Genomic DNA, 22,131 nt, shown 5'->3' on the forward strand with positions numbered 1-22,131 from the left:
AGCCCTTCGGGGTGCCGATCCGGCGACGGTGCGCGGCCAGCAGACGGGCCAGATACTCCACGAGGTGGCGTGGGACGTCGAGCATGGCAGCATAGGGGACCAACGTGAAGCCTCTGGTTCATCGGACGATCTTGTGGTGAGAACCGTCCTACCAGGGGCTTCACGTCTGCCCACACCCGGGCCACCACTGTCCACCCGAGCCCGCAGGGACCAGATCAACCCGATTCGCGAAGATCAGCTCGCTGAGAAAACCTCAGTGTTCGAGGCCTCGCCCGTATAGAGCTTGAGGGCGCGTAGTGCTGCCGTACTGTCCGCGAGGCGGCTCTCGAGTGCCGCGAGCCGCGCCGCTGCCTCGTCGCGCTCGCGCCGGGCAGCCTCGATACCCTGCCGCAGCTCATCGGTCTGCGCACTCAGCTGCGCCAGGAAATGGTGGGTAGATGTGTCGATGTCGTCCACCGGTACTACCCCCTCCCCGTCTCTGTCAGCCTTGGTATCCAAGATCTGCGGCGACAGCTTAGACAACAACAACTCCCCGTGTCACACGGTCTGTTGGATGCGCATCAACTCATGAGTGCGCTATGAAGTACTACTTCGGATGCGTCTGCTGTGACCAGCGAAAACGGCCGCACGAAGGAATGCTGTTTCTTGGTGCGGAGGAGGGAAGTACTGGGGTGCGCACCAAAGTTGCAGGTGCGTCCTGCGAGGTTGCACCCTCACTGCGCGGCTCCAGCACGGGGGCGTGTCGAACTGCCCGCCTCCCACCGGCGCCGTCGGAGCGCCGGCACCGCTGCGGAGGACGTGCCCGTTGGCGGCGGACAGAGCGGCCAGATAGAAGTCGCTCACCCGCCGTACCGCCTGAACCGTCTCTATCCTGCCTCCCTGACTAGCCAGGCCCTCCGTGCATAGTCACGCAGAAGGTTATGCAGCCGGTACCGGTCTCCGGGCTGCTCATCGATCAGGTGTGCCTCGTCCAGCTCCTCCAGCCGGCTGCGCGCCTCGGCGACAGAGACGGAAGCGATGGCCGCGCCCGTGTAGGCATCGAGGTCGGTCCCAGCGTAGAAACCCAGGAGCCGGAAGAAGCGCTGCCGCTCCGCGTCCAGGCCCTGGTAGGACAGCTCGAACGCCGCGGCCACCGCCCTCTCGCCCGCGCGCAGCTCGGCCAGCCGGTCGCGTGGCACGAGAAGACGGCTGCGCAGATCGTCCGCACTCCACGACGGGTGGTGCCGAGCCGGGCCGCCAGCAGCGAGATCACCAGCGGCAGGCACCCGCACAGCCCGACCAGCTCCTGCACGACCGCCCGCTCGGGCGACTTCGCGGGCCTGCCGCTCAGCCGCACGAACAGCTCAACGGCGTGGCCCTTCGGAGGGGCCGCGACCCGCAGCACCACCTCCTCGCTCGCCGCCGGCCGCTTCCGGCTCGTCACCAGCACCAGGCAACCGCTGTCACCGGGGAGGAGCGGCTCGAGCTGTCCGTAGCTGGCCGCGTTGTCCAGGATCAGCAGCGCCTTTTTCGGACAGCCGCGTGCGCCCCATCGCCACCCTCGCTTCGGTCACTGGGGTGGCGTTGTCACCGACCGGGATCTGTCCGGCCGGCACCCCGGCCGCCGCCAGTAACGACGCGAGCGCGTCGCCGGGCTGCACCGGGCTCCGGCCGGTGGTGGGGCCGTTCAGGTTCACGAACAGCTGCCTGTCCGGGAACATGTGCGTCATCAGATGGGCGGCGTGCACCGCGAACGCCGTCTTCCCGACCCCAGGCATCCCGTCGATCACATGCACCGGCAACGCCTCGCCACGCTCCTGCGCCTCCTGTACCGACCGCACCAGCGCCTCAAGCTCGGCGGTCCGGTCGGTGAACACCGTGGTGTCACGGCGCAGCACCAGCGCGGCGCTCAACGGGCCTTCCTGCGGCGGCGAGGCTTCGGGGCATGATGTCGGCGTCGCCGTGGGGGTGCGTCCCGCGTCTCGGGCAGGGCGGCCAGCGCCGCCGACATCACGACCAGCAGGCCCCCGAGCAGCAGAAACGAGGCCCAGGCATGATCCTGGATCCAGCCCAGCCATCCCGGCCAGCGGCTCTCCTCCGAGACGGCGTTGGTCACCAGACCGACGAACAGTGTGGTGACAGCGCCGCCGCCGGCCACGATGGCGACCGACGCCCCACGCCGGAGTCTCATTCGGACACCAGCTGACGGGCTGCGCGGCTCCCACTTGCCGTACTGCGGAAGCACTCCGGTCGCTTGCGTCCCTTGCGCATCACGACCCCCCGGAAATCGGCATCTGCTGCAAGAGCGTCAGGGTAGGTGAAGACAGTCAAGAGTGCTGATTCGGCTGCTTGGCCCTATAACGCCCATCAGGGCAAAGGCCGGAATCTCCCGTCCAGGCGGCGCTGTGGTGCACGGGAGGCGTTAGGCATTGCCTGTCCATACGATCCGCTGCTGGAACGCGCCACGACCCAGGGCCTTCTGGACGCGGACCACGTCGAGTTCGGCGGGCGTGAACCCCAGGTGCCGGGCGAGGGCGTGCACCACCTCCAGGACATCGGCGAGCTCTTCCACCTGCGCCGAGACATGCTCGGCGACCAGGAACTCGGCGAGTTCCTCCTGAAGCTTGTCCTTCAGACGCTGCACGTACTCCTCGTCGTCAGCGACGTAGGTCCGAGGCTCCCCGCCATCGCGACGGATGATCTCCGGGATGAGATCGCGGACGAGTTTCCCCTGCGCCGCACCAGCGGACAAAGCAGGGGAAGAGCCGCCGTCTCCTCCGGTGTTACGTGAACTCACGGCCCTGTCGAATCTCCCAGGGCCCTGTAGGGACGACACGTACTTCGCCGAAGTACTTGAGCCACTCGCAGATGTTCTCCGCGGCCCGCTGCGCCTGTGCCTCCGTGGTTCCGTCCGCCTCCATCAACTGCTGCTGAAGGTCGGCCATGCTCAGCCGTCCGCTCGTCACCAGCTGCTCGACCTCGGGCATGGCGTGTAGCTCCGCCAGCACGGCCTTGGAGAAGGCAGTCTCACTGAGCCCCTGGGGCAGGTTGAGGTGGGCCAGGTCCCGGACCACCCCAGCGAGGATCTCGCTGACGTAGTCGTGGCGGCTGCCCCTGTAGACCGGGTAGAGGCGATGCGGCGCCCGCGTCTCGGGACGCCAGGAGGGACCGTCTTCTTCCGCCTCTTCCGTGACCACGACGAACTTCGGGCAGTCTTCGTCGCTCTTCAGGACGTCGGCCTGAGCGCGAATCTGGCGCGCAAGTTCGAGCGTCGCCGGCACAGCGGTCGCCTGGATGTCGCGCAGGAGTTGCTGCACCTCGGGATGCGCTTCGGGTACCTCGACCAGGACCTCCAGGTTCCTCGGCTGCCGACGCCCTGTGGCCTTCGCGGTGAGGTTGGCGGAGCCCACCAGGCACCGGTCGTCAGCGAGGTACAGCTTCGCGTGGAGATCGTGGCACAGCAGGATGGAGACCCGGCTGTCGGCCGCAGCAAGTTCGGCGATCTCCGGGTCGGACACGCCGGCCGCCACCTCCATCACGGACCAGCGAGTCACGCAGAGGATCTCCGCCTCGGCCGCCGTGACAGCGCCCACGGCGGCCGCGAAGACCTCGCGCTTGATGAACGGCGCCACGAGGACCACGCGGCCGCGAGCGGTCGCGAGCAAGCCCTCGATCTGCCGCCAGACGTGGTCAGACGTCACTCGTCATCCTCGTCGTCGTCATCGTCGTCAGGGAGGTCGGCGGTGAAGAACTCGCTGGCCAGGCGACCCCAGTCCTGGCGCATCTTCTTCACTCGGTCCTTGGCCTTGGACTCGTCCGGAAGCTCATCCTCGAAGCGCGCCCACGAGAAGAGCAGGAGCTTGAACGCGCTTGCCGCCTGCTCGAGGCGGTGGGCGAGCTCGGCCCGGCTGGCATCCTCAACGTCGCTGTCGAGGACGGCCACGAGCTGGTTGTACACCGGGTGGTCCATGTTGAGCGCGACCTGGAGCAGGCCCGGGATGAACTCGATGTTGAAGAAGGCCGGCGAGTCCGGGTTGCGGCTGGTCAGCAGCCGCACCTTGCGATGCTGCGCCGTCGTCTCCTCGATGATCCGCTTGGCATCGGCTTCCGGGTACCGATGAGTCTCCACGAGGCTCTCGAGCTGGGCCTGCTCGATCTCCTCAGGGGTGGCCTCTTTCTCCAGGGCCTCGGTCCGGCTCGGAGGAACCTCGGTGCGGCGCTTCTTGACCGCCTGGTCCGCTTGGACCTCGGCGGTCTCGTGCCGCTTCCTGTTGCTCCGACCGCCACGGGTCTGATCCTGGAGGTCCTTCCGGAGCCGGCCGATCAGCTTCTGGCGGATGTGGTAGACGATGTCGATCAACGGAAGTCGCTGATCCCCTTCTTCCTGGAGCTGTGCACGGAACTCGCCCCAGCTCATGCCGGTCCCCGCAGCTTCCTCCTCCCAGTCGAAGTGAGCCAGGTTGGAGAAGGCGGTGGCCGCCTGCTTGTTGTTGGTGACGCCGAACACCTCGTCGAGCTGGGGCGGAAACTCGATCTCGATGCCCCACCAGCGCTCGACCGGGTCGTAGGTGCTGGTCCAGCCCTTGTCGAGGTCCAGCTCGCGGTTGGCTCTGATCAAGGAGACGCCCAGGTTACGCGCCGCGTGCTTACCCCAAGGCGTGGAGCCCGGGTTGGCGGTGGGCGAGATGCCGTCCGGCCAGGGCTTGCCGTCGATGTCGGAGCGGCGGGCTTCATCCTTAGCGATGGAGGCCCGGACAATCACCGGGTACTCGTTGCCGTCGATGCCCTTGACCATGAACTCTTCGACACCCACCTGCCCGACGGAGCCGGCGCCGCACGGACGGAACATCGGCGCGGTGTCGAACGGGTAGGGGGTCGACGTGTGCGGCATCAGGTACAGGGGGTCGTTCGGTCGCGCGTCCTTGGCGTCGACCTCTTCCCCTCCGTGGACCGGGACGAGCCTGATCCGGCAGATGCCGTCAGAGATGAACCGCCGGTAGACGCGACCGATCAATTCCTCGGTGTTCCGCAGAGTCGCCGTGGCGCCGAGCCACTGGACACGGTCGAGGTTGGTCCACAGGACGAGCGTGCCCGACTGCCCGAGCCCCTGGCTGAGCTTCTGCCACTCGTCGGGCAGGGGGTAGTGCGACGGAGCCGGAACCTGGGCATGGGTCCCTTCTATCTCCTCGATGTCCAGGTAGGTGTAGAGCGCGTTGTCCGGGCCGTTCTGCCAGGACCACACCTCGACGCGCTTGCACTGGGACATGCTGGAGTTGGGCAGTCCGACTCCGAAGCGCCCTATTCCCTTGCGGTCCTGTCGGGTACCGACGCCGAACCGGAGGGACCGGCGCAAGGTCTCGCGGTCCATCCCCCTGCCGTTGTCCATCACGGCGATCTTCTCGACGTGGTACCGAGCGCGCTCGGTGCGGCGCTCGGACGCCTCCACCGCAAAAAGCTCGACGATGTCGGCGCCCGCCTCGATGCCGTTGTCGATCAGCTCGGCGATGGCGTGGGCAGTGGACTTGTAACCGCTGTCGCGCATCGCCTTGATCGTCATGTCGGAGCTGACGATCGGGTAGGAGTCCTCGATGTCGATCACCTGTTGCTCCATACGTCCTCCCAGTTCGTGAATGCCTGCGCTACGTCCCCGAATCCTGGGAGATCAGGATCGATGACCGTGATCACGTCACACGTTGAGGTGCCCCCCGCCTTGGGGCCGCGGATGACCCGTCCCACCATCTGGCTGTACAAGACCAACGAGCGGGTGGGCCGAGCGATAACGGCTGCGCTTGCAGCCGGCGCGTCGAAGCCGGTGGTGAGCACGCCGAAGTTGGACAGGACCATCGGCTTGCTCGACGGCCCCTTGAACCGAGCGATGACCTTGTCCCGGTGCCGGGGCGGCGACTCGGCCGTCACCTGCTCGGCGTCGATCCCGAGGGCAGACAGGGTCGCGACCAGGAGGCGGCTGTGCTCGACGGAGGCTGCGAACAGGATGATCCGCCGGTGTTCCTCCGCCAGGTCGAGGATGGTGCGCACCACCTGAAGGTTCCACTGCTCGTTGGCCGCGAGTGCTTCGACCATGCCCTCGGGTAGATCGAAGGTGGCGGCGACTGCGCGCCGGTCCGCAGCGCTCAGCTCCATGCCTGAGGAGGCCGCGACCGTCCGGAAGTCGGGGCGAGCCAGGTAACCCTGTTCGATCAAGGCGGTGACCGGATTGTCATAGCCGTCGATCTCGAGCATCACCTTCTGCCGCGCGAAGAACTCCGACAGCTTCTCGTCCGCCGAGATGTCGGCCCAGGTGCGACCGGGCGTCGCCGTCAGCCCGAGCAGGCTCGCGTCACGCCGCAGAGTGAGCGCCTCCACCACTCGGCTGTAGGTGGGCGCGATGGCTTGGTGAGCCTCGTCAAAGACCGTAAGCGTGGTGTGCAGCGCGAGCCGGTCGTAGAACGACGGATCGGCCTTGGCAGCAGCGACCGCCTTGTCCACGCTGAGAACAACGAGGCCGTCCGTGACGCCCTCCAGGTCAGCGGGAGTGTCGCCCCACATGCGCACCACGCTGACGTCGCGGTTGCCCAGAGCACCCCAGGCGCGCTCGAACTCGCCGGCGGCCTGCTCAAGAAGCTCACGCCCTCGGGCAAGCCACACCACCACAGTCGGTTCGTGTGCCCGGAGGTGGTCGCAGATGATGTTCATTCCGGTACGGGTCTTACCGACGCCGGTGGGCAGGTGCAGCACCGCACGGCGTTCGCCGGAGTAGAGCAACTTGTGTACTCGGCTCGCGGCGCGGCGCTGATGCGGGAAGAGGCCGTAGGCCGGTGTGGCGGAGGATCGCGGAGAAACGCGCGTCTCTGATGCACGCTCAACTACCAAGCCCAGAAAGCCGAACAGCGTCCGCTTCTGTTCGGCCGACCACTCGACCTTGGAGAGGAAGGCGTCCTCGCTGGCAGAGCCGTCCCAGCCGAGTCGCTGGGCGAGCTCCCGCCGCTTGGGGGCAGGCACCAGAGCAAGGAAAGCGCTCCGGTCCTCCGGATCCGCCATGACCGCTTCGGCCGACACGGCACTCGCCGCGACCTTGCGCAACAGCGCCTCGTCGGCCGCTCCACCGCTGAGCAGGTCGAGCAGCGAGCAGGCGCTGTCGCCGAGCAGATGCCGCACATATGTGAGGGGCGCCTGCTCAAGCACCTCTTGAAACGGGTAGCCGGGTGATGAGGCCGCGCTCACGCCCTGCCTCGCGGTCGCCGCACACCCAACATGACCTGTGGAGTCTTCATCGACACCTGTACGCCCCCCCGGGCTACTTGCGTAATGACACAACTACTCATCGCCACAGGGTCGGGATCAGTCGATCTCGCGGCGAGTGGTTCAGCGTAACCTCCACCGCCGACAGCAGAGGCGTGCCTGCGACGGAATGCCGCGGTTCGGGGATCACGTTGCAGCTAGCGGCTGCTTAGTCGAGGCGCGAACGGCTTCCGGTGCCCCCACCCGACCCTCCGTTACTGCGGACTGTCATAGGTGGCGGATAGCATCCCGGTACACTCCTGGTGGAAGAAGAGAGTCCGCCGAAAATCTCCACCAGGACCGGCCCAAGATCATTACAGCGAGGGGGGGAGTGGCGCGCATGCGTACGGAGGGCGAGGTCGTCTACCTCGACTACAACGCCACGGCGCCCATGCGACCCGAGGCGCTCGAGGCCACTGTCTCGGCGATGCAAACCGTCGGGAATGCCTCAAGCATGCACCATCTCGGGCGAGATGCCGCAACTCGCGTAGATCATGCCCGGCGTCAGGTGGCTGATCTGCTGAACTGCTCTCCGGGTGAGCTGATCTTCACGTCAGGGGCCACCGAAGCCAACAACCTTGCCCTGCACGCTGCCTACGCGCGTGGAGGGTATTTGATGACGTCTGCCGTCGAACACCCGGCCGTCCTGGAAGCTGCCCGGTCGCTCACGGCGGAGCAGCCGGATGCCCTCGTGGTTCTCCCCGTGGACTCCGATGGGGCGCTCGATCTGGAGCTGCTGTCGTTCACGCTTGCGGAGCGTGATGTCGCCCTTGTTTCGATCATGCTTGCCAACAATGAGACCGGCGTCCTGGTCGACCTCCGCCCGGTTGTCGAGGCGGCCCACGCGGCCGGTGCCCTGGTCCACACGGACGCCACGCAGTACGTGGGCAGGCTCCCGCTGGACCTGAGCGAGCTCGACGTTGATCTGCTCTCTCTGTCGGCGCACAAATTCGGAGGCCCGCAGGGAGTCGGAGCGTTGTTCGTTCGCCGCGGTGCCGCCCTGCCATACAGGCCGATCCTGGTGGGTGGAGGCCACGAGCGTGGCTGGCGCGCCGGCACGTTGAACGTCGCGGGCATCGTCGGCCTCGGGGCGGCGGCTGAAGCAGCGGGTAAGCGGCTGGAACATGAGGCTGTTCGCATCGGCGAGCTGCGTGACCGGCTAGAGGGACTGCTCCTGGCGAAGGTCGATGACTGTCACATCAACGGTCGCCGCCTGGCGCGGCTTCCCGGAGTCACGAGCGTTACGTTCCCCGGAGTGCCAGCAGATGCGGTACTGGTCGCGATGCCGCACGTGGCTGCATCTGATGGCAGTGCTTGCTCCTCCGGAGCGCCTAGCCCGAGCCACGTGCTTCTCGCGATGGGCCGCAGCAGGGAGGACGCCGACTCGACGATCCGGCTCTCACTCGGCTACGCCACAACAGAGCAGGACATCGAACGAGCCGCCGAGGCTGTGGTGGCCGGAGTGCAGCACGTTCGCACGGTCTTGGCCGCCACGCACGCCCCCTGAGCGACGTTGCCTTTATAGACCTTTTGACCGCATATCTAGGGAAGGGCGCAACCCCGATGCCAGACAGTCGGCTTGCTGAAGCCGTCGAGCTTTCCTTTGGGCGCCATGAGACCTTTGCCCCGCGCTTCGGCTGGCTCCACAAGGCTTACATGCAGGTAAAGGACCACAGTGACATCTTCCTTCGCGATGACGCCCCCGTGGTGCTCGGCGTCGGCAAGAACATGGTCTACGCCATGCGGTACTGGTCGCGCGCGTTCAAACTCACCAAGGAACACGACCACGAGGACCCCAAGCAGCGGGCGCAGCTTGCCGCTCCCACGTGGCGGGCACGCTGGCTCCTCGACGAGGACGGGGCGGACCCCTACCTCGAGGACACCGGAAGCCTGTGGCTGCTCCACTGGTGGTTGCTCTCCGCCGACTCACCGGCTGCCAAGTGCTGGGCGCCGAGTTGGTACGTGACATTCAACCTGGCCCCGCGGTCCCGGGTGACCGCGGCCGAGCTGACCCGGGTGATCACTCGTCACGTCCACGAGACCTTCCCAGAGAAGGACTGGCCGGCGGCTGAATCGATCAGCCGGGATGTTGACTGCTTGATCAAGATGTATGCCTCTGATCAGGAGCTCAACCCTCTGTCGCCGGGCAGCTTCGAGGACCTGCTGATGTCTCCGTTCCGCGAGCTCGGTCTGCTGGAGGGCCAGGGGAAGGGCAAGGAGCGCACATGGCGCTTCACCAACGGCGCACGGTCGAACCTCCCCGCCGCCGTCCTTGCGTACGTGTGCCTGGACTACGCGGCACGATTCCACTCGAGCGCCGGCTCCATTTCCGTCGCCCGCCTCGCCGAAGAGGAAGGGGCACCGGGCCGGGCCTTCCGAATGCGCGAGCCGGAGATCACCAAGGCGATCGAATCGATCGTCAGCGACCACCCGCGTCTCCAGCTGGTCGAAGCTCTCGGGCAGCGCAGCCTCCGCTTCGAAGATGCGCCGCAGGATCTGGCCTGGGACATCTTGGACGAGCACTACGACCACGTCCGGAGGCGGGACCGCTTCCCAACGCCGGAGGACTGGGAGGAGCGCTACCCCGGGCTCCGCCGTGCCGGCGTGAAGCGTCCACGCAAGCAGGGGCAGCGGACGGAAGAGCAGGACCTGATCGAGGGGATGGCGTGATCATGGAAGCCCAGTCCACCCAGCTGGCTAGCCTGGTGGCCGCTCCCCCTCAGGTTCCTGCCGGCATCTCGCTCGTCGGTTCCCAGATGCGCTCCACCAATTTGGAGCGCGATGTTCAGCTGCAGGACCTCGGAGAGCCGTACTTCGGGGTGCGAGCCCTGGACATCCTCGATCGCGTAACCAATGCCATCGAGGATCTTCGACGTCCCCGTGCATGGTCGTTCACTGGTCCGTACGGCTCCGGTAAGTCGACCCTCTCGAACCTTTTCGACGCGCTCCTCGGTGACGACCAGGCCCGCCGCGATGCAGCCCACAGGGCTGTCACCGCAACCAGCGAGGGGCAGGCGAACAGGCTTGCGCGAGTGCGTGACGAACTCGCCGAGAAGGGCTTCCTCGGAGCGGTCGCCACGGCGCAGCGAGAGCCTCTGGCCGTCACGCTTCACCGAGCACTGGAGACCGCGGCCACCCGGCGATGGGGGAAGCGGCGCCCGAAGGACGTCGCCGCGGCTCTGGCCGCCTGCGCCGAAGGGGAGCTGCCCACTCCGCAGAACCTGATCGAAGCGACCACCGTTCTGTGCAGCAAGGACCCCGTCCTGCTGATCATCGACGAGTTCGGCAAGACGCTGGAGTACCTGGCCGCTCAGGGCGACTCCGGCAGTGCTGCGAACGATGTCTACCTGCTCCAGATGCTGGCCGAGAAGGGCGCGGGCCGTACCGGCCTCCGGCTCTTCATGTTCACCCTGCAGCACCTGTCGTTCACGGACTACGCCGCCCGCTCGAGCGCGATCCAGACCCAGGAATGGGCCAAGATCCAAGGGCGCTTCGAGGACATCACCTTCGCACCGAACCTCGGCGACTCGGTTCACCTGATGTGTCGGCGCCTGGACCACTCCAAAGTCAGCGCACAAGGACACGCGCTCATCAGGGCTCAAGCTGATGCCGCTGACGCCTTCTGGCGTGACAACGCGCTGCTCTCGGTTGTGGACATCTCAGCGCGGAGATTCGCCCTCCTGTACCCGCTGCATCCGTTGACCGCAGTGGCTGCTCCGCTTCTGGCCTCCCAGATCGGGCAGAACGACCGGAGCCTCACGGGCTTCCTGTCGAGCGACGAGCCGAACACCGTCCGCCGAACGCTGGAGACTGCAGCGTCGGAGGCCTCCGAGCGGGCCACGACCATCCGGGTGCCCCAGCTCTACGACTACTTCTTTGCGTCGGGACGCACCACCATCCTGGCGTCTTCGAACGCCAGTCGCTGGCTGGAGGTGGACTCCCGGATCAATGAGGCTCACGGGCTGCCGACCGAGGACCAGGAAGTCCTCAAGGCGATCGGCATCCTGAACCTCATCGACACTGACGGGCTGCTGAGGGCAACCCCCTCGATGATCCACTTCGCGCTGAACGACCCGGTGCAGGTTACCGACCCTGTGTCGTTTGCCGCGCTGCAGGAGCGGCTTGAGAGGTTGGTAGAGGACGGCTTCGTCGTCCACCGTGCCTATAGCAACGAATACCGCGTCTGGCAGGGAACCGACGTCGACATCGACAACCGGGTCCGGGAAGTCACTGCCCGTATCGATCCGACCGATGTCGTGCAGTACTTCAGCCAGCACCTGGGGAGCGTGCTGCCGTCGGCAGTCGTCGCCGGCGGACACAGCCAGCGCACTGGCATGCTCCGCTACTTCACCACGGCGGTAAGCCACAAGGGCGGCAAGGTCAGTGGTCCGGACGTCATTCAGGACGCAGCGGACGGCATGGTCCTGTTCCACCTCGGACCCATCGAGGACCGGCCCATGGTGGACTCACCCTTGCCGGTGCTGATCGGCACGACGAAGGACCCGGACGCGGTGCTGCGCGCCGGCATCGACCTGGTTGCGCTCGAAGAACTTCTCGACGATGACACCATCGACCACGTCGCCAAGCGTGAGATCGAGGAGCGAGCCTCCGAACTCGCCCAGAACATGGGCTTCCTGCTGGACACGGCCTTCCACCCGCTGGCCTCCCAGTCGACGTGGTCTCTGTGGCACAAGGGCACGAATGTCCCCGACCAGGACAGTGAGCCGATCGAGGCGCGCAGCTACGCGAACCTGGCCTCCCAGGCGTGTGACCGCGTCTACAAGCACACGCCGCACATCCGAAACGAGATGCTCGGCCGTCACCAGCTCACCAGCAACGGAGCCCGTGCCCGTCGGGAGCTGCTGACCGCGACGCTTCAGCAGTCGGGTCTCCCTCTCCTCGGCTTCGACAAGACGAAGTACACGCCCGAGCGGGCGATGTACCACGGTGTCCTGGAGTACCTCGGGCTTCACCAGGCGGCGGGGGAGGTCAAGGCCGGCACAGAGGGAGGAAGCCTCCTCACCCACGGCCTGAGCCGCCCGAGCGCTGAGAAGAACGAGAGCGTCCTCGCTGTCTGGGAAGCAGTGGACGAAGCCCTCACCCACGCCAAGCAGCCCACCCCAGTCGTGGACATCTACCGGCATCTGATGGCGCCGCCCTACGGCGTGAAGGCCGGCGTCGTGCCGATCCTGCTCGTCACGGCACTGATCCTCCGCTCGCAGGACGTCGCCCTCTTCGAGGACGGAAACTACTGCCAGCGACTCACGCCAGAGATCATCGAGCGACTCAACGTCCCGTACCCGGACCGGTTCACCGTCAAGGCGTCGCCGTCCGGTCGAGGCCAGCGCCGGCTTGTCGTTGACCAGCTCGCCAAGTCCCTCAACGCGGACACCCCCAAGTCCCGAACGGCACGTAACCCAGCCCTTCTCTCGGTGACGCGGGCGATCCTCGAGCGGATCATGGTCATGGACCCGTACGGCCGTCAGACCCGCCGACTCAGCCCCGAAGCGGTCGCCATCCGCGCGGTGCTCTCGGCGGCGACGGATCCTGACGAGCTGGTCTTCATCTCGCTGCCCCAGTCTCTTGGCATGGAGCCGATCGGCCCGAGCATGCCCAGGGATGAGGGCGCCGCCCGGGCCTACGTCGATCGCCTCACGACGGCGCTCGACGAGCTCTCCGGGGCCAGAGCGGCCCTGCGGCGCGAAGTCGTCGGTGTCCTCGCCCGGGAGTTCAGGCTCCCCGCCGACCTGACGGAGTTGCGTACGGGCCTGACCGAGCGCCTCAGCGGGTTCGCCAGCGCGCCTCTGGAGCTCAGCCTGCAGGGTTTCGTCTCCCGGGTCCTCAACAAGAGCCTGCCGGACGAGGACTGGCTGGACCCGCTCATCATCCGCCTGACGAACAAGGCTCTGGGCGACTGGAACGACAGGGACGTCGAAGCGTTCCCGCGGCAGGTCCGCGAAGTCGCCCGAGCTCTTGACCGCGTGAGCCACCTCTACGAGGTCCAGGAGGCTTCGACCACCGGCGAGGGCAAGGCCGCCAAGCCGCGTCAGATCGACACCCATCTGCTGACGCTTACCACACCCAGTGGCACCGAGGAGCGCACGCTAATCCACGTGCCTCGACAGTCGCGCCAGACTGCTGACGAGCTTGTTGTCAGTGTCATCAAGCAAGCTGAAGATGCACTGGGCCCCGACGGAGCACGCATCCTGCTCGCCGCACTGGCCGAGCACCTTGCCGCGAAGGACTCCGCCGAGCAGCCCCATACTAAGGAGACGCCGTGACCAGCACGAACACCCCGGAAGGGAAGAAGCGCCACGTCCTCGGCCTGTCCGGGGGCAAGGACTCCTCCGCTCTCGCGATCTACATGCGTGACCGCGTCCCGGACATGGAGTACTTCTTCTGCGACACCGGCGCCGAGCTGCCGGAGACCTACGAATACCTCAACCGCCTCGAAGCTGCGGTCGGCAAGCCGATCGTCCGCCTCAACGCGAGCCGGGACTTCGACCACTGGCTGGAGGTCTACCAAGGCACCCTGCCCAGCCCCCAGATGCGCTGGTGCACAAAGAACCTGAAGATCAGGCCGCTCGAAGAGTGGGTGGGCGACGACGAGGTCATCTCGTACGTCGCGATCCGTGCTGACGAGAACCGTCTCGGCTACGTCAGCACCAAGCCGAACATCGAGGCCGTCTTCCCCTTCCGGGAGGACGGCATCGACCGGGCCGGGGTGGACCGCATCCTCGACGAGGCCGGCATCGGCCTCCCGGCCTACTACGAGTGGCGCACGCGCTCCGGCTGCTACTTCTGCTTCTTCCAGCGCAAGCACGAGTGGGTCGGTCTCAAGGACCGGCACCCGGAGCTTTTCGAGAAGGCCATAGCGTACGAGGAGAAGGTCAACTACCGGCGCACGGCCATGCAGGAGCGTCAGTACACCTGGTCCCAGGGCGAGTCGCTCCACGAGCTCATAGAACGCCGCGACGAGATCGAGGCCAAGCACGAGGCCGCCCTGGAGCGTGCCGCGAAGCGCACGAAGCCGAACCGCCCGCTCCTGGAGATCCTCTCCGACGCCCTCGACGAGGACGACGACTCGGCAGCCTGCGCGGTCTGCCACCTGTGATCTGCGCCCTGAGCCCGGTCCACGCATCAGCGTGAACCGGGCTCAAGCATGCAACCGGCGGGGCAGTGTCAGAGTTACCTGACACACTGTGAGGCCAGAGAGAACTTACGGTTCTTCTTTCCAAGATCAGTCGCTTGCAAGGGGGCGGGGAAAGATGGTTGAGCAGCACGGACAGCCTGCGCCAGACGCCGTGGTCGCGGAGGTTCCAATCAATCCGGGCCGGGTACTCCGCGCCATCGCGCGCATCGGCTACACGCCCGAAAGCGCAATCTGTGACATCGTAGACAATTCGGTTGCAGCTAACGCTCGTAGGGTTGCGATCGTCCTTGAGCGGCAGCCCAACGTGGCTGAGTCGCGCCGCAATAGTGCCGCGCGATACGTCATTGCCGATGACGGCGACGGTATGGACGAGACGAGCCTGATCGAAGCGCTGGGACTGGGCACCGAGAGGCCATACGACAAAGACAGCCTCGGGAAATACGGTCTCGGGCTGAAGAGCGCTGGTCTTTCACAGGGAGATCGCCTCGTCGTGGTCAGCGCTCCACGAGGGGGCAGCTGGAGCAAAGTTGTACTCGACCTTCCGCATGTGGAGAAGGTCGGGAAGTTGGAATGCTTGGTCATGGAGCCGAATGAGGTCGACCTCGCGCGTATTGAGCAACTGATCCCGGGAGCTGAGCACGGAACAGTCGTTACTATTGAGAAGGTTCATAAGTCCAATCATCCCAGCATCCGTAAGACGCGAGAAGCCCTGAAGCGAAACCTGGGGGTGACTTATTTCTATTTCCTTCAGGGCGGGGACCGTGAGTTCGATATTTGGCTCGACGGTGAGCCCGTAGCTCCATTTGACCCCCTGTTCGTTGACGAAGCTGACGCCGGAGGTAATCTGGACGATTCGACGTGGGATGGCCGCTCGGTTCGATGGCTTGAACGCCAGCGTTCGGTAGTACTGGACTCCGAAAATGGTGTGCGAGCACAGTTGGAGGCCACCCAGCTTGTGCACCCGCCAGCCTTCGATAATCCCGCAGAGATTCGTAAAAAGTACATGATTGGAGCCGGTCACTACGGCTTCTACATCTACCGGAACAGGCGGCTCATTCGCTGGGCTGAGCGTTTCGATGGGATCATCCCAACAGATCAGGATTTCTTTGCATTTCGAGGTCGGATTCTGATCGATGATACTGCTGACGACGCATTCAATATCGACGTCAAGAAGTCCCAGATACTGCTGAGTGAAGAAGCTGAGCAGTCGCTGGATGATGCCGTACATGAAGCTAAGCGCCAAAGCAAAGTTGCATGGAAGACGGCAGCCAAAATCCTCAGGCGGAAGGCGAACTCTGATCCATACAGCAAGGCAGCCGAGGCTCTGAGCGAGATTGAGTTCCCGGACCTTCTGCCGGCTGACCCCGACGACGTTATGGCCGAGGCGGAACGCAGTAAGCGTGCCGAGAAGGAGTCGGTTAGGCATCCGCTGAAGAGCGGTGAGCGCGAGCAGGCCCGCAAGGACGGGGCCAGAGTCACCCTCGTTGATCAGCTGGACGATAACGCGCTTTGGGAGCGAGCCCACGATGCAACGCTCGGGACAGTGGTGAGGGTAAATCGATCGCATCGCTTCATGCGCATGTTTGAGGAGCGATTCGGCAGTGATGCCGACGTCGTCCTCCTGCTGCAGGCCCTGTTCTTGAGCTTGGCATTCGCTGAAAGCGGGACAGTGCGCAATAAGCAAGACCTCGATGACGAGATCATTGAAGAGGTGTTCGTCAGGTTCCGCAATCAGGCTTCTGCGGCAGTCTATAAGGCGACCACTGACGCCCTTGAGCGGCGCTTCGCTTAGAGAAGGATAGAGGGTGGGGGACTCTCCGGCGGAAGGAGAATGGGGCTCCGCAATCATTGGGCGCCCCACTCTCTGTCGCACTCGCGCGTACGTCTACTGCGGCTACTCAAGAAGTGTCCGCGTTGCCTATATCGGCATGACCATGGGCCGTAATGGCATATTCGGCAGATGGGGTGATCACCTCGGGCGCGCTCTTGAGAGATCATCGTTTCGTAGGCGACTCTACGAGTTTGATGAAGATGCATGGGATCGCATGGATGACCTTGCCATCTTTTGGGCCGAAATGGGCGAGCAGCAGGAGTTTGTGACTGTGGAAACGCTCCATCGCGAGGCGGTTGAGTATCTTGTGCAGCGGGAATTGCGTGAGATTGTTGCTCTGGGTGACCCGCCTCTGCGAGTGATCAGCAAGGTGCGTTCCAATCGAGCTGTGCAACTTCCAATGGTGAGGCAGGGTGCCGGTCGTATTGTGGCTCAGTTCCGCGATCACTTCGAGGCTGCTAACGGGATGGCCTTCTGATAATAAAGGCAGGCGTCGACGATTCTTCTTCCCGCATCGACGATGCTGTCATTCCCTCGATTTGTCTCTCCAGTGCACGGACATTTTCTGCGCTGTTCACCGTGGCGACTCCCTGGACAGTCACGGTCAGGGGGTCGGATAGGAGGGCAGCTCTTCGGTCCTGCAGGACCTCCAGGGCGACGGCTTGGAACGACCCGAGGCGCTGGTGTCGGCGGTCCAGGTCGGCTCGGTCTGCCTCGCCGAGTTCGGAGCATAGGTAGGCGTACTCCGCATCCGTGAGGGCGGTCATGTCGGCTCCGCCTTGGCGAGGTGTCGAGGAGGATCTGCTCCAGCTCGCCGCCGACGAGCTTCTGGCCGAGGGGCGGCAGCATGCCCTCGGTGATGATGCGCTCCGCCTGGCGGCGGGCGACTGCCGTCTGGGCGTCGTACGCACGGAACTTGGCGGCGTTGACGCGGCGCTTGCTGGACCGGATCCGGAACTTCACGGAGTTCAGGCGCCGCTCGGGCATGACCGTGCGGGTCAGCTCGTAGTCGGCGGGGGTGGTCATCGTGCGGGCGAAGGCGTTGAGGTCGGCGGCGTCCACGCCGCGGAGCAGGGTGTCGAGCATGAGGGGATGAGCTCCTTCGGCGGGTAGGTCAGACGAAGTGGATCTGGGCGGTGGACGTGGCGGTGGCAGCCGCGGGGTCGAGGCCGCCGGGAATCTGGGCGGCTTCCACCACGCCGTGCCAGAGGAGTGCGGCGGCGGCGCGTCCGGAGCCGGGAGCGAACGCCACGTCGGTGAGGAGCAGGCCGGTGAAGGCGGCGCGGCTGTCGGTCGCGGAGGAGTCCCAGGGGCCGTACAAGCCGGTGGCTGCGATTTGGCCCAGGGGGAGCCCTGCGTGCATCACGTTGTGCGGCCGTCCCAGCCCGGGCGGCATGTAGTGGGTGCCCTCGGCGAAGAGGCTGGTGTCGAGGGTGATGGTGAGCGGGGCGTCGAGTCCGTGCCGCGAGGCGAGCCAGGGGCGGTCTGCGGTGGCGGACTCGAAGTATCGGATGGGCTGCAGGTCCATGCCTGCTCCTTCGCACGGGCGGGCCGGGTCGGCCACGGGTCCGTACGGTCACCGGTCGGTGCCGTCGTCCGCGGTGTGTCAGCCCGACGTGCGGGGTGGGGCGCGGTCCCCAGGTGGTGCGGTGTGGGCGGGCGGGTCGTCAGGAGGGCGGCAGGTGGCCGCGGCGGCGCGCGATGTCCAGCCCGCGCTGGCCCGGAGGCGGCGGCGATCCGCCGGCTCGTCCCGGTACGCCGGACGGCGGGCCTGCCGGGGGCCGCCCCTGTTCCTGCCCCTGGGCGAAGAGTTCGGGACGTCGCCTCTTCAGGTCGTCGGCCGCCTGGGCGAGCGCGGCGTCGTCCGCGTCCGGCTCGATGTCCCGGGTGAGCAGCGCGACGGCGTCCTCCAGGCCATCGCCGGCAGCACAGAGGTTGACGAGGACGGCTCGTCGGGCGGCGTCCCGTTCGCGGAGGGCGGCAGCGCTCTCACGTTCCCCCGCCTGGCGTTCACGCTCGGCGGCGGCCTGCTCGCGACGCTCCGCCTCGGAGAGGCGTGCCTGCTCTGCGGCTTTCCGCTCGTGCTCGGCGTCACGCTACGCCTGCACGAAGTCGGTGAGGGCCTTCTGCGAGTCGAAGCCGAGCCGGGCCATCAGGTCCCGCACGCCGGCGCGGCGCTCCTGGTCCTTCTCCCTGGCGAACAGGCGGGACAGTTCGTCCTGGGGGACGCTGATCGGTGTTCCGCCAGTGCTTTCGCCCCCGCGCCGCCAGCAGGCCCGTTGCTGGGGTCGTCGGCCGATGCGCCGAGGATCGGGTAGATCGGGCGGCCGTCCTTGCGGAAGCCGAGGGGTGCGGCTGAGGGAAGGGGCGCGTGTGCGGCCATGGGGAAGCTCCTTCGCCCAGACGTCCCCGCGTCGCGCGGAGCCTAACGCGTCATGGCGCTGTCGGCACCCTCGGAAGCCACGGTCAGCTGGTGACCAGCCGCAGTGCCGGCCGCTGCCGTTCCTCGGTCTTGGTCGTGCTGCCGCCGCTCTCGACGGTGGTGAGGGTGAGGCCGAACAGCATGGAGTTCATCTCCTCGACGGTGATGTCGAGTTCGGCGGCGACGTCGGCGGGCCGGATGCCCTTGGTCCGCAGGGCCCGGAAGACCTTGGTGAGGACCTGTGAGGTCTCGCGTTGCTTCAGACCGTTCGGTTCTCCGGTGCGGTAGCCGCGGGAGCTGAGTTCGGCGCAGACGGAGCGGTACTGCCAGTCGGTGAGGAGGTTGAGGTCGTGCAGCCGGTAGGTGAGGGCCATGGCCGACACCTTCCAGATCGACTTCGCCTCGAGGACCTGGTCGACTCGGGCGCCGGCCGGCATGTGGCCGAGGACGCTGGCGGCGGGCATGAGGAATGCGCTGGCAAAGCTGTTGGCCTGGCGCTCGGCGTCGGGGCCGCTGCAGTGTCTGTCGTCGCTGCCGTGCATCACTAGGTGGCCGAGCTCGTGGGCGGCGTCGAAACGGCCTCGTTCGACGGACTTCATGGTGTTGAGGAAGACGAACGGGATGGTGCCCCGCCAGACGGCGAAGGGGTCCACCTCGAGGGAGTCCGCGGGAAGGGAGAAGACGCGGACGCCGTGGGCCTCGAGGAGGTGAACCATGTTGGGCGCGGCGGCGTTCCCCAGGCCCCATCGGCTACGGACCATCTCGGCCGCGGTCTCGGCGTCAGGCTTCGTCAGCGAGGGGAGGTCTGGTTCAGGTAGGCGGAACTGCTCGTCGATCCAGTCGTAGAGGCGGGCTGCCAGGGTGCCGGCCGCTCGGGCGGCGTCGAGTGTGCGGGGTGGCGTCTTGGTGCGTGCCCGCCAGGAGATCCCTTCGGCAGGCAACTCGTCGATCTCGCGACCGCTGAAGAAGCCTTCCGGGAACCCGAGCGCCTCGGCGAGACGGCGCACGGTGGTGGAGCGAGGCGCGGTCCGGCCCGTCTCGTAGTTCGACAGGCTCTGCAACGACAGGCCCGTTGTTCGGGAGAGCTCGGCGAGGGTGAGCCCCCGGCGTCTCCGGGCCAGCGTGATGCGGGATGGGGTCACCATGGTCGTCGACTGCCTCGCGGGTTGGGTGGTGCGGGGGTGCGGCACTCCCGCCAAGAGTGCCGCACCCGGACGGTTGATCAGCGGAAATCGATGGCGATGTTGATCTCGCCATCCCCATCATCGTCCGGACGTTCGATTCCGTCCATCTGAAACGCCGGGAGAAGGATCCGCTGCTCCCACCGCGTGACGTACCCGTCCGTTACGTCTCCAGGCAGGGACAGCTCGCAGGGGAAGAACACCTTGTCGCCCACCTGATGGCGGTACCAGACGAGGAACCACACCTGCAGGCGCTGGGCCTCATCCTTGCTGAGAACGATCTCGTTGCGAGGGCGGGGACCGGAGAAGAGCTCCATCTGCTGGAAGGCGTTCTCCTCGGCTGCCCGCGCCGTCGATCCGCCGCGGCGGCGGGCGTTGCGGGGAAGCAGAAGAGGGTCGCCCGTCGCCGTGTCGCCGGGCATGACGCCGATGGCGACGGCTCCGTCCGGCGAGCAGACGAGCTCAAGGTAGTCGTGGCGGAGTCGCTTCCAGCCCTCGTGCCGGATGTGCATCTCGCGAAGGATCCGGACGTGCTCTTCGTACGCCCGAGTGCCCGCCGTGTTGGCCGGGTGGTTGAGGGTCGCGGTGCGGCGAGCTTCCTCGCCGGCGCGCAGCGCCTCGTACAGGTACTCCAGCTTGGTGCCGAGGGCGGCAAGCCGCGCGTGACAGTCGTGGTTGTCGGGCGCGGCGAGGGGAAGGACTGCCATGCAACCTCCGGGGTGGGGAACAGATCTTATAGGAACCATACCGCATCTGCGGTTCCATTCTTATAATCGCCTGCTGCTGGCTGAGCGTTACATCGCCCCCGTCTATCCCCGGTTGTGGACTGGAATCCTGGGGCCGTTCTGTTCGGCGGCGCTGTCGACCTGACCACGCAGTCGCTCAGCTTCCGCCGTGACGTCCTCGACGGGGAAGCCTGCCTCGAGGAGGAGGCGAATCCCGGTCTCGAGGGACAGGACCTTGGCCTGCACGCCCCGGGCGCCGAGATCGAGATTGCCCGCTCGGTCGGTGGGGAGGAAGGCGCCGAAGGAGAGGGTGGCCCGGGGGTAGTGCGCCACCGAGTTGGTAGAGGCGCTGCACCATCTTCAACAGCAGCGGGTACTTGGCCTCCCGTGCCAGGCGCATGGACCTGACCATCGCCTCCAACAGCCCGAAAGGTGAGTTGTAGGGCGTAGCCGGACGGCACTTCGGCCGGGCTGACGGTGCCGATGACGCTGGCGGGGAGGCGGGAGACGACGGAGGGCCGCTCCCGCAGGGTCTTCACGTAAGCCCGTAACTCCGCGAGCTGGGTAAAGGTGTCCACGGTGCTCAGCCGGCCATCGTCGCTGAGGGGCCACACTATGCCTGGCTCCACCTGGACCGGTAGCGTCTGGCCTGTCCGGCGGTCAACGGGGAGCCGGGCGCCGGACAAGCCGATGATCGGTGAGCCGGTGGTGGCGGAGGCGCGCTGGCTGTCCGTGTCGGCGGAGGCGATGTCGTCAAGGAGCTGGGGCGAGCGCCAGCAGGCTGGACTGGCCGAAGTGGCCGACGCTGCTCACGGTGTTCGGCACGTGTACGAGCGGAATGAAGTCGAACTCCAAGTCGAGGTGGTCGAGCACATCGCCGTCTGCGTTCGTGCGGAACCGGGCGTGCCGTAGGGAGAGGGCGTCCACCGTGCCGGTGCGGTCGACCTTCTCGAGGTCCCATTCCGCGCCCGTCAGATAGCACGTGACCGAGCTGGGCCGTGCCGACCACGGGTAGATGCGAGTCGCCGTTCCGCTCTCGTCGATCGTGCCGAGCTCGTACGTCACCCTCCGGAGAGTCGCCCTCCGGCCGGTGGCCGGGTCCGCGGGAACCTGCGGCAATTACATATGCACGTCTTCGCGGATCGCCATGCTCAGGGCCGCTCCCGCTCGGTCCACGCCTCCAGGCCAGGCCACAAGCGAGCTCCCAACGCGACCTCAAGGCGGGCGAGGGTTCCCAGGTCCGGCAAGACCATCCCGCGCAGCAGCCGACTGATCGTCGCGTGGGAGACACCCGCTCGGTCTCCCAAGGCCCGCAGGCCGATCTCGGACGCTTCCATGGCGCGCGTCAGGTTGCGCGCAAACGCCTGGCCGTAATGCGCACTGACTGGAGCATCCCCGGACAGTTGGGCGTACGGCCAGTCGCCTGACGCGACGTATGTCGCAGGCAGTTGGTCGTTGTTGCTCCGGGGCATGCCGAGATGATCCCACGTCCCCATGGGTCCCGTCCCTCCTGCCGCAGGAGTCGGCGCACACCTCCGGCTGGTGCAAGTACACACCACCAT

22 protein-coding genes are annotated in these 22,131 nt (G+C 66.4%); 7 read left to right on the forward strand and 15 right to left on the reverse strand.

Going from position 1 to position 22,131, the window contains the following annotated elements; genetic code table 11:
* Window positions 1-234: 234 nt before the first annotated feature.
* The 8 genes from HCN56_RS00465 to HCN56_RS00490 form a co-directional block, all read right to left on the reverse strand.
* On the reverse strand, window positions 235-456 hold the full coding sequence (locus HCN56_RS00465) for a hypothetical protein (protein WP_167967393.1): 222 nt from the start codon (window positions 454-456) through the stop codon (window positions 235-237).
* Between the two features lie 410 nt (window positions 457-866).
* Window positions 867-1,271: a hypothetical protein gene (locus HCN56_RS25680; RefSeq protein ID WP_209312190.1), complete on the reverse strand. Its 405-nt coding sequence runs from the start codon at window positions 1,269-1,271 to the stop codon at window positions 867-869.
* 171 nt (window positions 1,272-1,442) lie between these two features.
* Window positions 1,443-1,892, reverse strand: coding sequence for a hypothetical protein (locus HCN56_RS25685; protein WP_209312191.1), 450 nt, complete (start codon window positions 1,890-1,892; stop codon window positions 1,443-1,445).
* A complete protein-coding gene (locus tag HCN56_RS25690) occupies window positions 1,889-2,170 on the reverse strand; it encodes a hypothetical protein (protein WP_209312192.1) in 282 nt (93 codons plus the stop codon). Before HCN56_RS25690 ends, HCN56_RS25685 begins: the two co-directional genes overlap by 4 nt.
* 231 nt (window positions 2,171-2,401) lie before the next feature.
* Window positions 2,402-2,776 carry a nucleoside triphosphate pyrophosphohydrolase gene (locus HCN56_RS00475; RefSeq protein WP_312870970.1) on the reverse strand — a complete coding sequence of 125 codons (375 nt, stop codon included), beginning with the start codon at window positions 2,774-2,776 and terminating at the stop codon, window positions 2,402-2,404.
* Window positions 2,763-3,680 (reverse strand): phospholipase D family protein, encoded by a 918-nt coding sequence (locus tag HCN56_RS00480; RefSeq protein ID WP_167967394.1) that lies wholly within the window; start codon window positions 3,678-3,680, stop codon window positions 2,763-2,765. The genes HCN56_RS00475 and HCN56_RS00480 overlap by 14 nt, the downstream gene beginning before the upstream one ends.
* Window positions 3,677-5,578, reverse strand: coding sequence for an ATP-binding protein (locus HCN56_RS00485; protein WP_312870971.1), 1,902 nt, complete (start codon window positions 5,576-5,578; stop codon window positions 3,677-3,679). Before HCN56_RS00485 ends, HCN56_RS00480 begins: the two co-directional genes overlap by 4 nt.
* A complete protein-coding gene (locus HCN56_RS00490; protein ID WP_312870972.1) occupies window positions 5,575-7,134 on the reverse strand; it encodes a DEAD/DEAH box helicase in 1,560 nt (519 codons plus the stop codon). Before HCN56_RS00490 ends, HCN56_RS00485 begins: the two co-directional genes overlap by 4 nt.
* A gap of 463 nt (window positions 7,135-7,597) precedes the next feature.
* On the opposite strand from HCN56_RS00490, the gene HCN56_RS00495 reads away from it, so the two are divergent.
* The 6 genes from HCN56_RS00495 to HCN56_RS00520 all read left to right on the forward strand — a co-directional run bounded on the left by HCN56_RS00495 (window position 7,598) and on the right by HCN56_RS00520 (window position 16,719).
* On the forward strand, window positions 7,598-8,764 hold the full coding sequence (locus tag HCN56_RS00495; protein WP_167967397.1) for a cysteine desulfurase family protein: 1,167 nt from the start codon (window positions 7,598-7,600) through the stop codon (window positions 8,762-8,764).
* 56 nt (window positions 8,765-8,820) lie between these two features.
* Complete coding sequence (locus HCN56_RS00500) at window positions 8,821-9,927, forward strand: DUF4007 family protein (RefSeq protein ID WP_167967398.1); 1,107 nt, start codon at window positions 8,821-8,823, stop codon at window positions 9,925-9,927.
* 2 nt (window positions 9,928-9,929) lie between these two features.
* Window positions 9,930-13,538, forward strand: coding sequence for an ATP-binding protein (locus tag HCN56_RS00505; RefSeq protein ID WP_167967452.1), 3,609 nt, complete (start codon window positions 9,930-9,932; stop codon window positions 13,536-13,538).
* Entirely contained in the window at window positions 13,535-14,371 is an 837-nt protein-coding gene (locus HCN56_RS00510) for a phosphoadenosine phosphosulfate reductase family protein (protein WP_167967399.1), read from the forward strand. The genes HCN56_RS00505 and HCN56_RS00510 overlap by 4 nt, the downstream gene beginning before the upstream one ends.
* Window positions 14,372-14,525: 154 nt before the next feature.
* Complete coding sequence (locus tag HCN56_RS00515) at window positions 14,526-16,202, forward strand: ATP-binding protein (protein WP_167967400.1); 1,677 nt, start codon at window positions 14,526-14,528, stop codon at window positions 16,200-16,202.
* A gap of 136 nt (window positions 16,203-16,338) precedes the next feature.
* Window positions 16,339-16,719, forward strand: coding sequence for a hypothetical protein (locus tag HCN56_RS00520; RefSeq protein WP_167967401.1), 381 nt, complete (start codon window positions 16,339-16,341; stop codon window positions 16,717-16,719).
* Here HCN56_RS00520 and HCN56_RS00525 read toward each other — a convergent pair.
* Together HCN56_RS00525 and HCN56_RS00530 are read right to left on the reverse strand one after the other, a co-directional pair.
* Window positions 16,700-17,008 (reverse strand): hypothetical protein, encoded by a 309-nt coding sequence (locus tag HCN56_RS00525; protein WP_167967402.1) that lies wholly within the window; start codon window positions 17,006-17,008, stop codon window positions 16,700-16,702. The two genes, HCN56_RS00520 and HCN56_RS00525, sit on opposite strands and share 20 nt — an antisense overlap.
* 347 nt (window positions 17,009-17,355) lie before the next feature.
* Window positions 17,356-17,769 carry a head decoration protein gene (locus tag HCN56_RS00530; protein WP_167967403.1) on the reverse strand — a complete coding sequence of 138 codons (414 nt, stop codon included), beginning with the start codon at window positions 17,767-17,769 and terminating at the stop codon, window positions 17,356-17,358.
* A 154-nt stretch (window positions 17,770-17,923) separates the two neighbouring features.
* On the opposite strand from HCN56_RS00530, the gene HCN56_RS00535 reads away from it, so the two are divergent.
* Window positions 17,924-18,559 (forward strand): hypothetical protein, encoded by a 636-nt coding sequence (locus HCN56_RS00535; protein WP_167967404.1) that lies wholly within the window; start codon window positions 17,924-17,926, stop codon window positions 18,557-18,559.
* Window positions 18,560-18,707: 148 nt separating this feature from the next.
* Here the strand turns inward: HCN56_RS00535 and HCN56_RS00540 are convergent, their stop codons facing one another.
* The 5 genes from HCN56_RS00540 to HCN56_RS00560 form a co-directional block, all read right to left on the reverse strand.
* Complete coding sequence (locus HCN56_RS00540) at window positions 18,708-19,808, reverse strand: helix-turn-helix domain-containing protein (protein ID WP_167967405.1); 1,101 nt, start codon at window positions 19,806-19,808, stop codon at window positions 18,708-18,710.
* A gap of 77 nt (window positions 19,809-19,885) precedes the next feature.
* Window positions 19,886-20,551, reverse strand: a complete 666-nt coding sequence (locus HCN56_RS00545) for a hypothetical protein (RefSeq protein WP_053914706.1) — start codon at window positions 20,549-20,551, stop codon at window positions 19,886-19,888.
* Window positions 20,552-20,653: 102 nt separating this feature from the next.
* On the reverse strand, window positions 20,654-20,902 hold the full coding sequence (locus HCN56_RS00550) for a hypothetical protein (protein ID WP_167967406.1): 249 nt from the start codon (window positions 20,900-20,902) through the stop codon (window positions 20,654-20,656).
* A gap of 420 nt (window positions 20,903-21,322) precedes the next feature.
* Window positions 21,323-21,634, reverse strand: a complete 312-nt coding sequence (locus HCN56_RS00555; protein WP_167967407.1) for a hypothetical protein — start codon at window positions 21,632-21,634, stop codon at window positions 21,323-21,325.
* 86 nt (window positions 21,635-21,720) lie between these two features.
* Window positions 21,721-22,065, reverse strand: coding sequence for a helix-turn-helix domain-containing protein (locus HCN56_RS00560; RefSeq protein ID WP_225619847.1), 345 nt, complete (start codon window positions 22,063-22,065; stop codon window positions 21,721-21,723).
* Between the last annotated feature and the right edge of the window lie 66 nt (window positions 22,066-22,131).

The organism is Streptomyces lonarensis (genome assembly GCF_012033735.1).
Lineage (GTDB): Bacteria > Actinomycetota > Actinomycetes > Streptomycetales > Streptomycetaceae > Streptomyces > Streptomyces lonarensis.

What these genes read in the sequence shown, in the direction of transcription:
- HCN56_RS00545 (WP_053914706.1), bottom strand. Translation starts at nt 20,551, where the DNA reads ATGGCAGTCCTTCCCCTCGCCGCGCCCGACAACCACGACTGTCACGCG.
- HCN56_RS00525 (WP_167967402.1), bottom strand. Translation starts at nt 17,008, where the DNA reads ATGACCGCCCTCACGGATGCGGAGTACGCCTACCTATGCTCCGAACTC.
- HCN56_RS00505 (WP_167967452.1), top strand. Translation starts at nt 9,930, where the DNA reads ATGGAAGCCCAGTCCACCCAGCTGGCTAGCCTGGTGGCCGCTCCCCCT.
- HCN56_RS00495 (WP_167967397.1), top strand. Translation starts at nt 7,598, where the DNA reads ATGCGTACGGAGGGCGAGGTCGTCTACCTCGACTACAACGCCACGGCG.
- HCN56_RS00530 (WP_167967403.1), bottom strand. Translation starts at nt 17,769, where the DNA reads ATGGACCTGCAGCCCATCCGATACTTCGAGTCCGCCACCGCAGACCGC.
- HCN56_RS00560 (WP_225619847.1), bottom strand. Translation starts at nt 22,065, where the DNA reads ATGGGGACGTGGGATCATCTCGGCATGCCCCGGAGCAACAACGACCAA.
- HCN56_RS25690 (WP_209312192.1), bottom strand. Translation starts at nt 2,170, where the DNA reads ATGAGACTCCGGCGTGGGGCGTCGGTCGCCATCGTGGCCGGCGGCGGC.
- HCN56_RS00540 (WP_167967405.1), bottom strand. Translation starts at nt 19,808, where the DNA reads ATGGTGACCCCATCCCGCATCACGCTGGCCCGGAGACGCCGGGGGCTC.
- HCN56_RS00500 (WP_167967398.1), top strand. Translation starts at nt 8,821, where the DNA reads ATGCCAGACAGTCGGCTTGCTGAAGCCGTCGAGCTTTCCTTTGGGCGC.
- HCN56_RS00515 (WP_167967400.1), top strand. Translation starts at nt 14,526, where the DNA reads ATGGTTGAGCAGCACGGACAGCCTGCGCCAGACGCCGTGGTCGCGGAG.
- HCN56_RS00520 (WP_167967401.1), top strand. Translation starts at nt 16,339, where the DNA reads ATGACCATGGGCCGTAATGGCATATTCGGCAGATGGGGTGATCACCTC.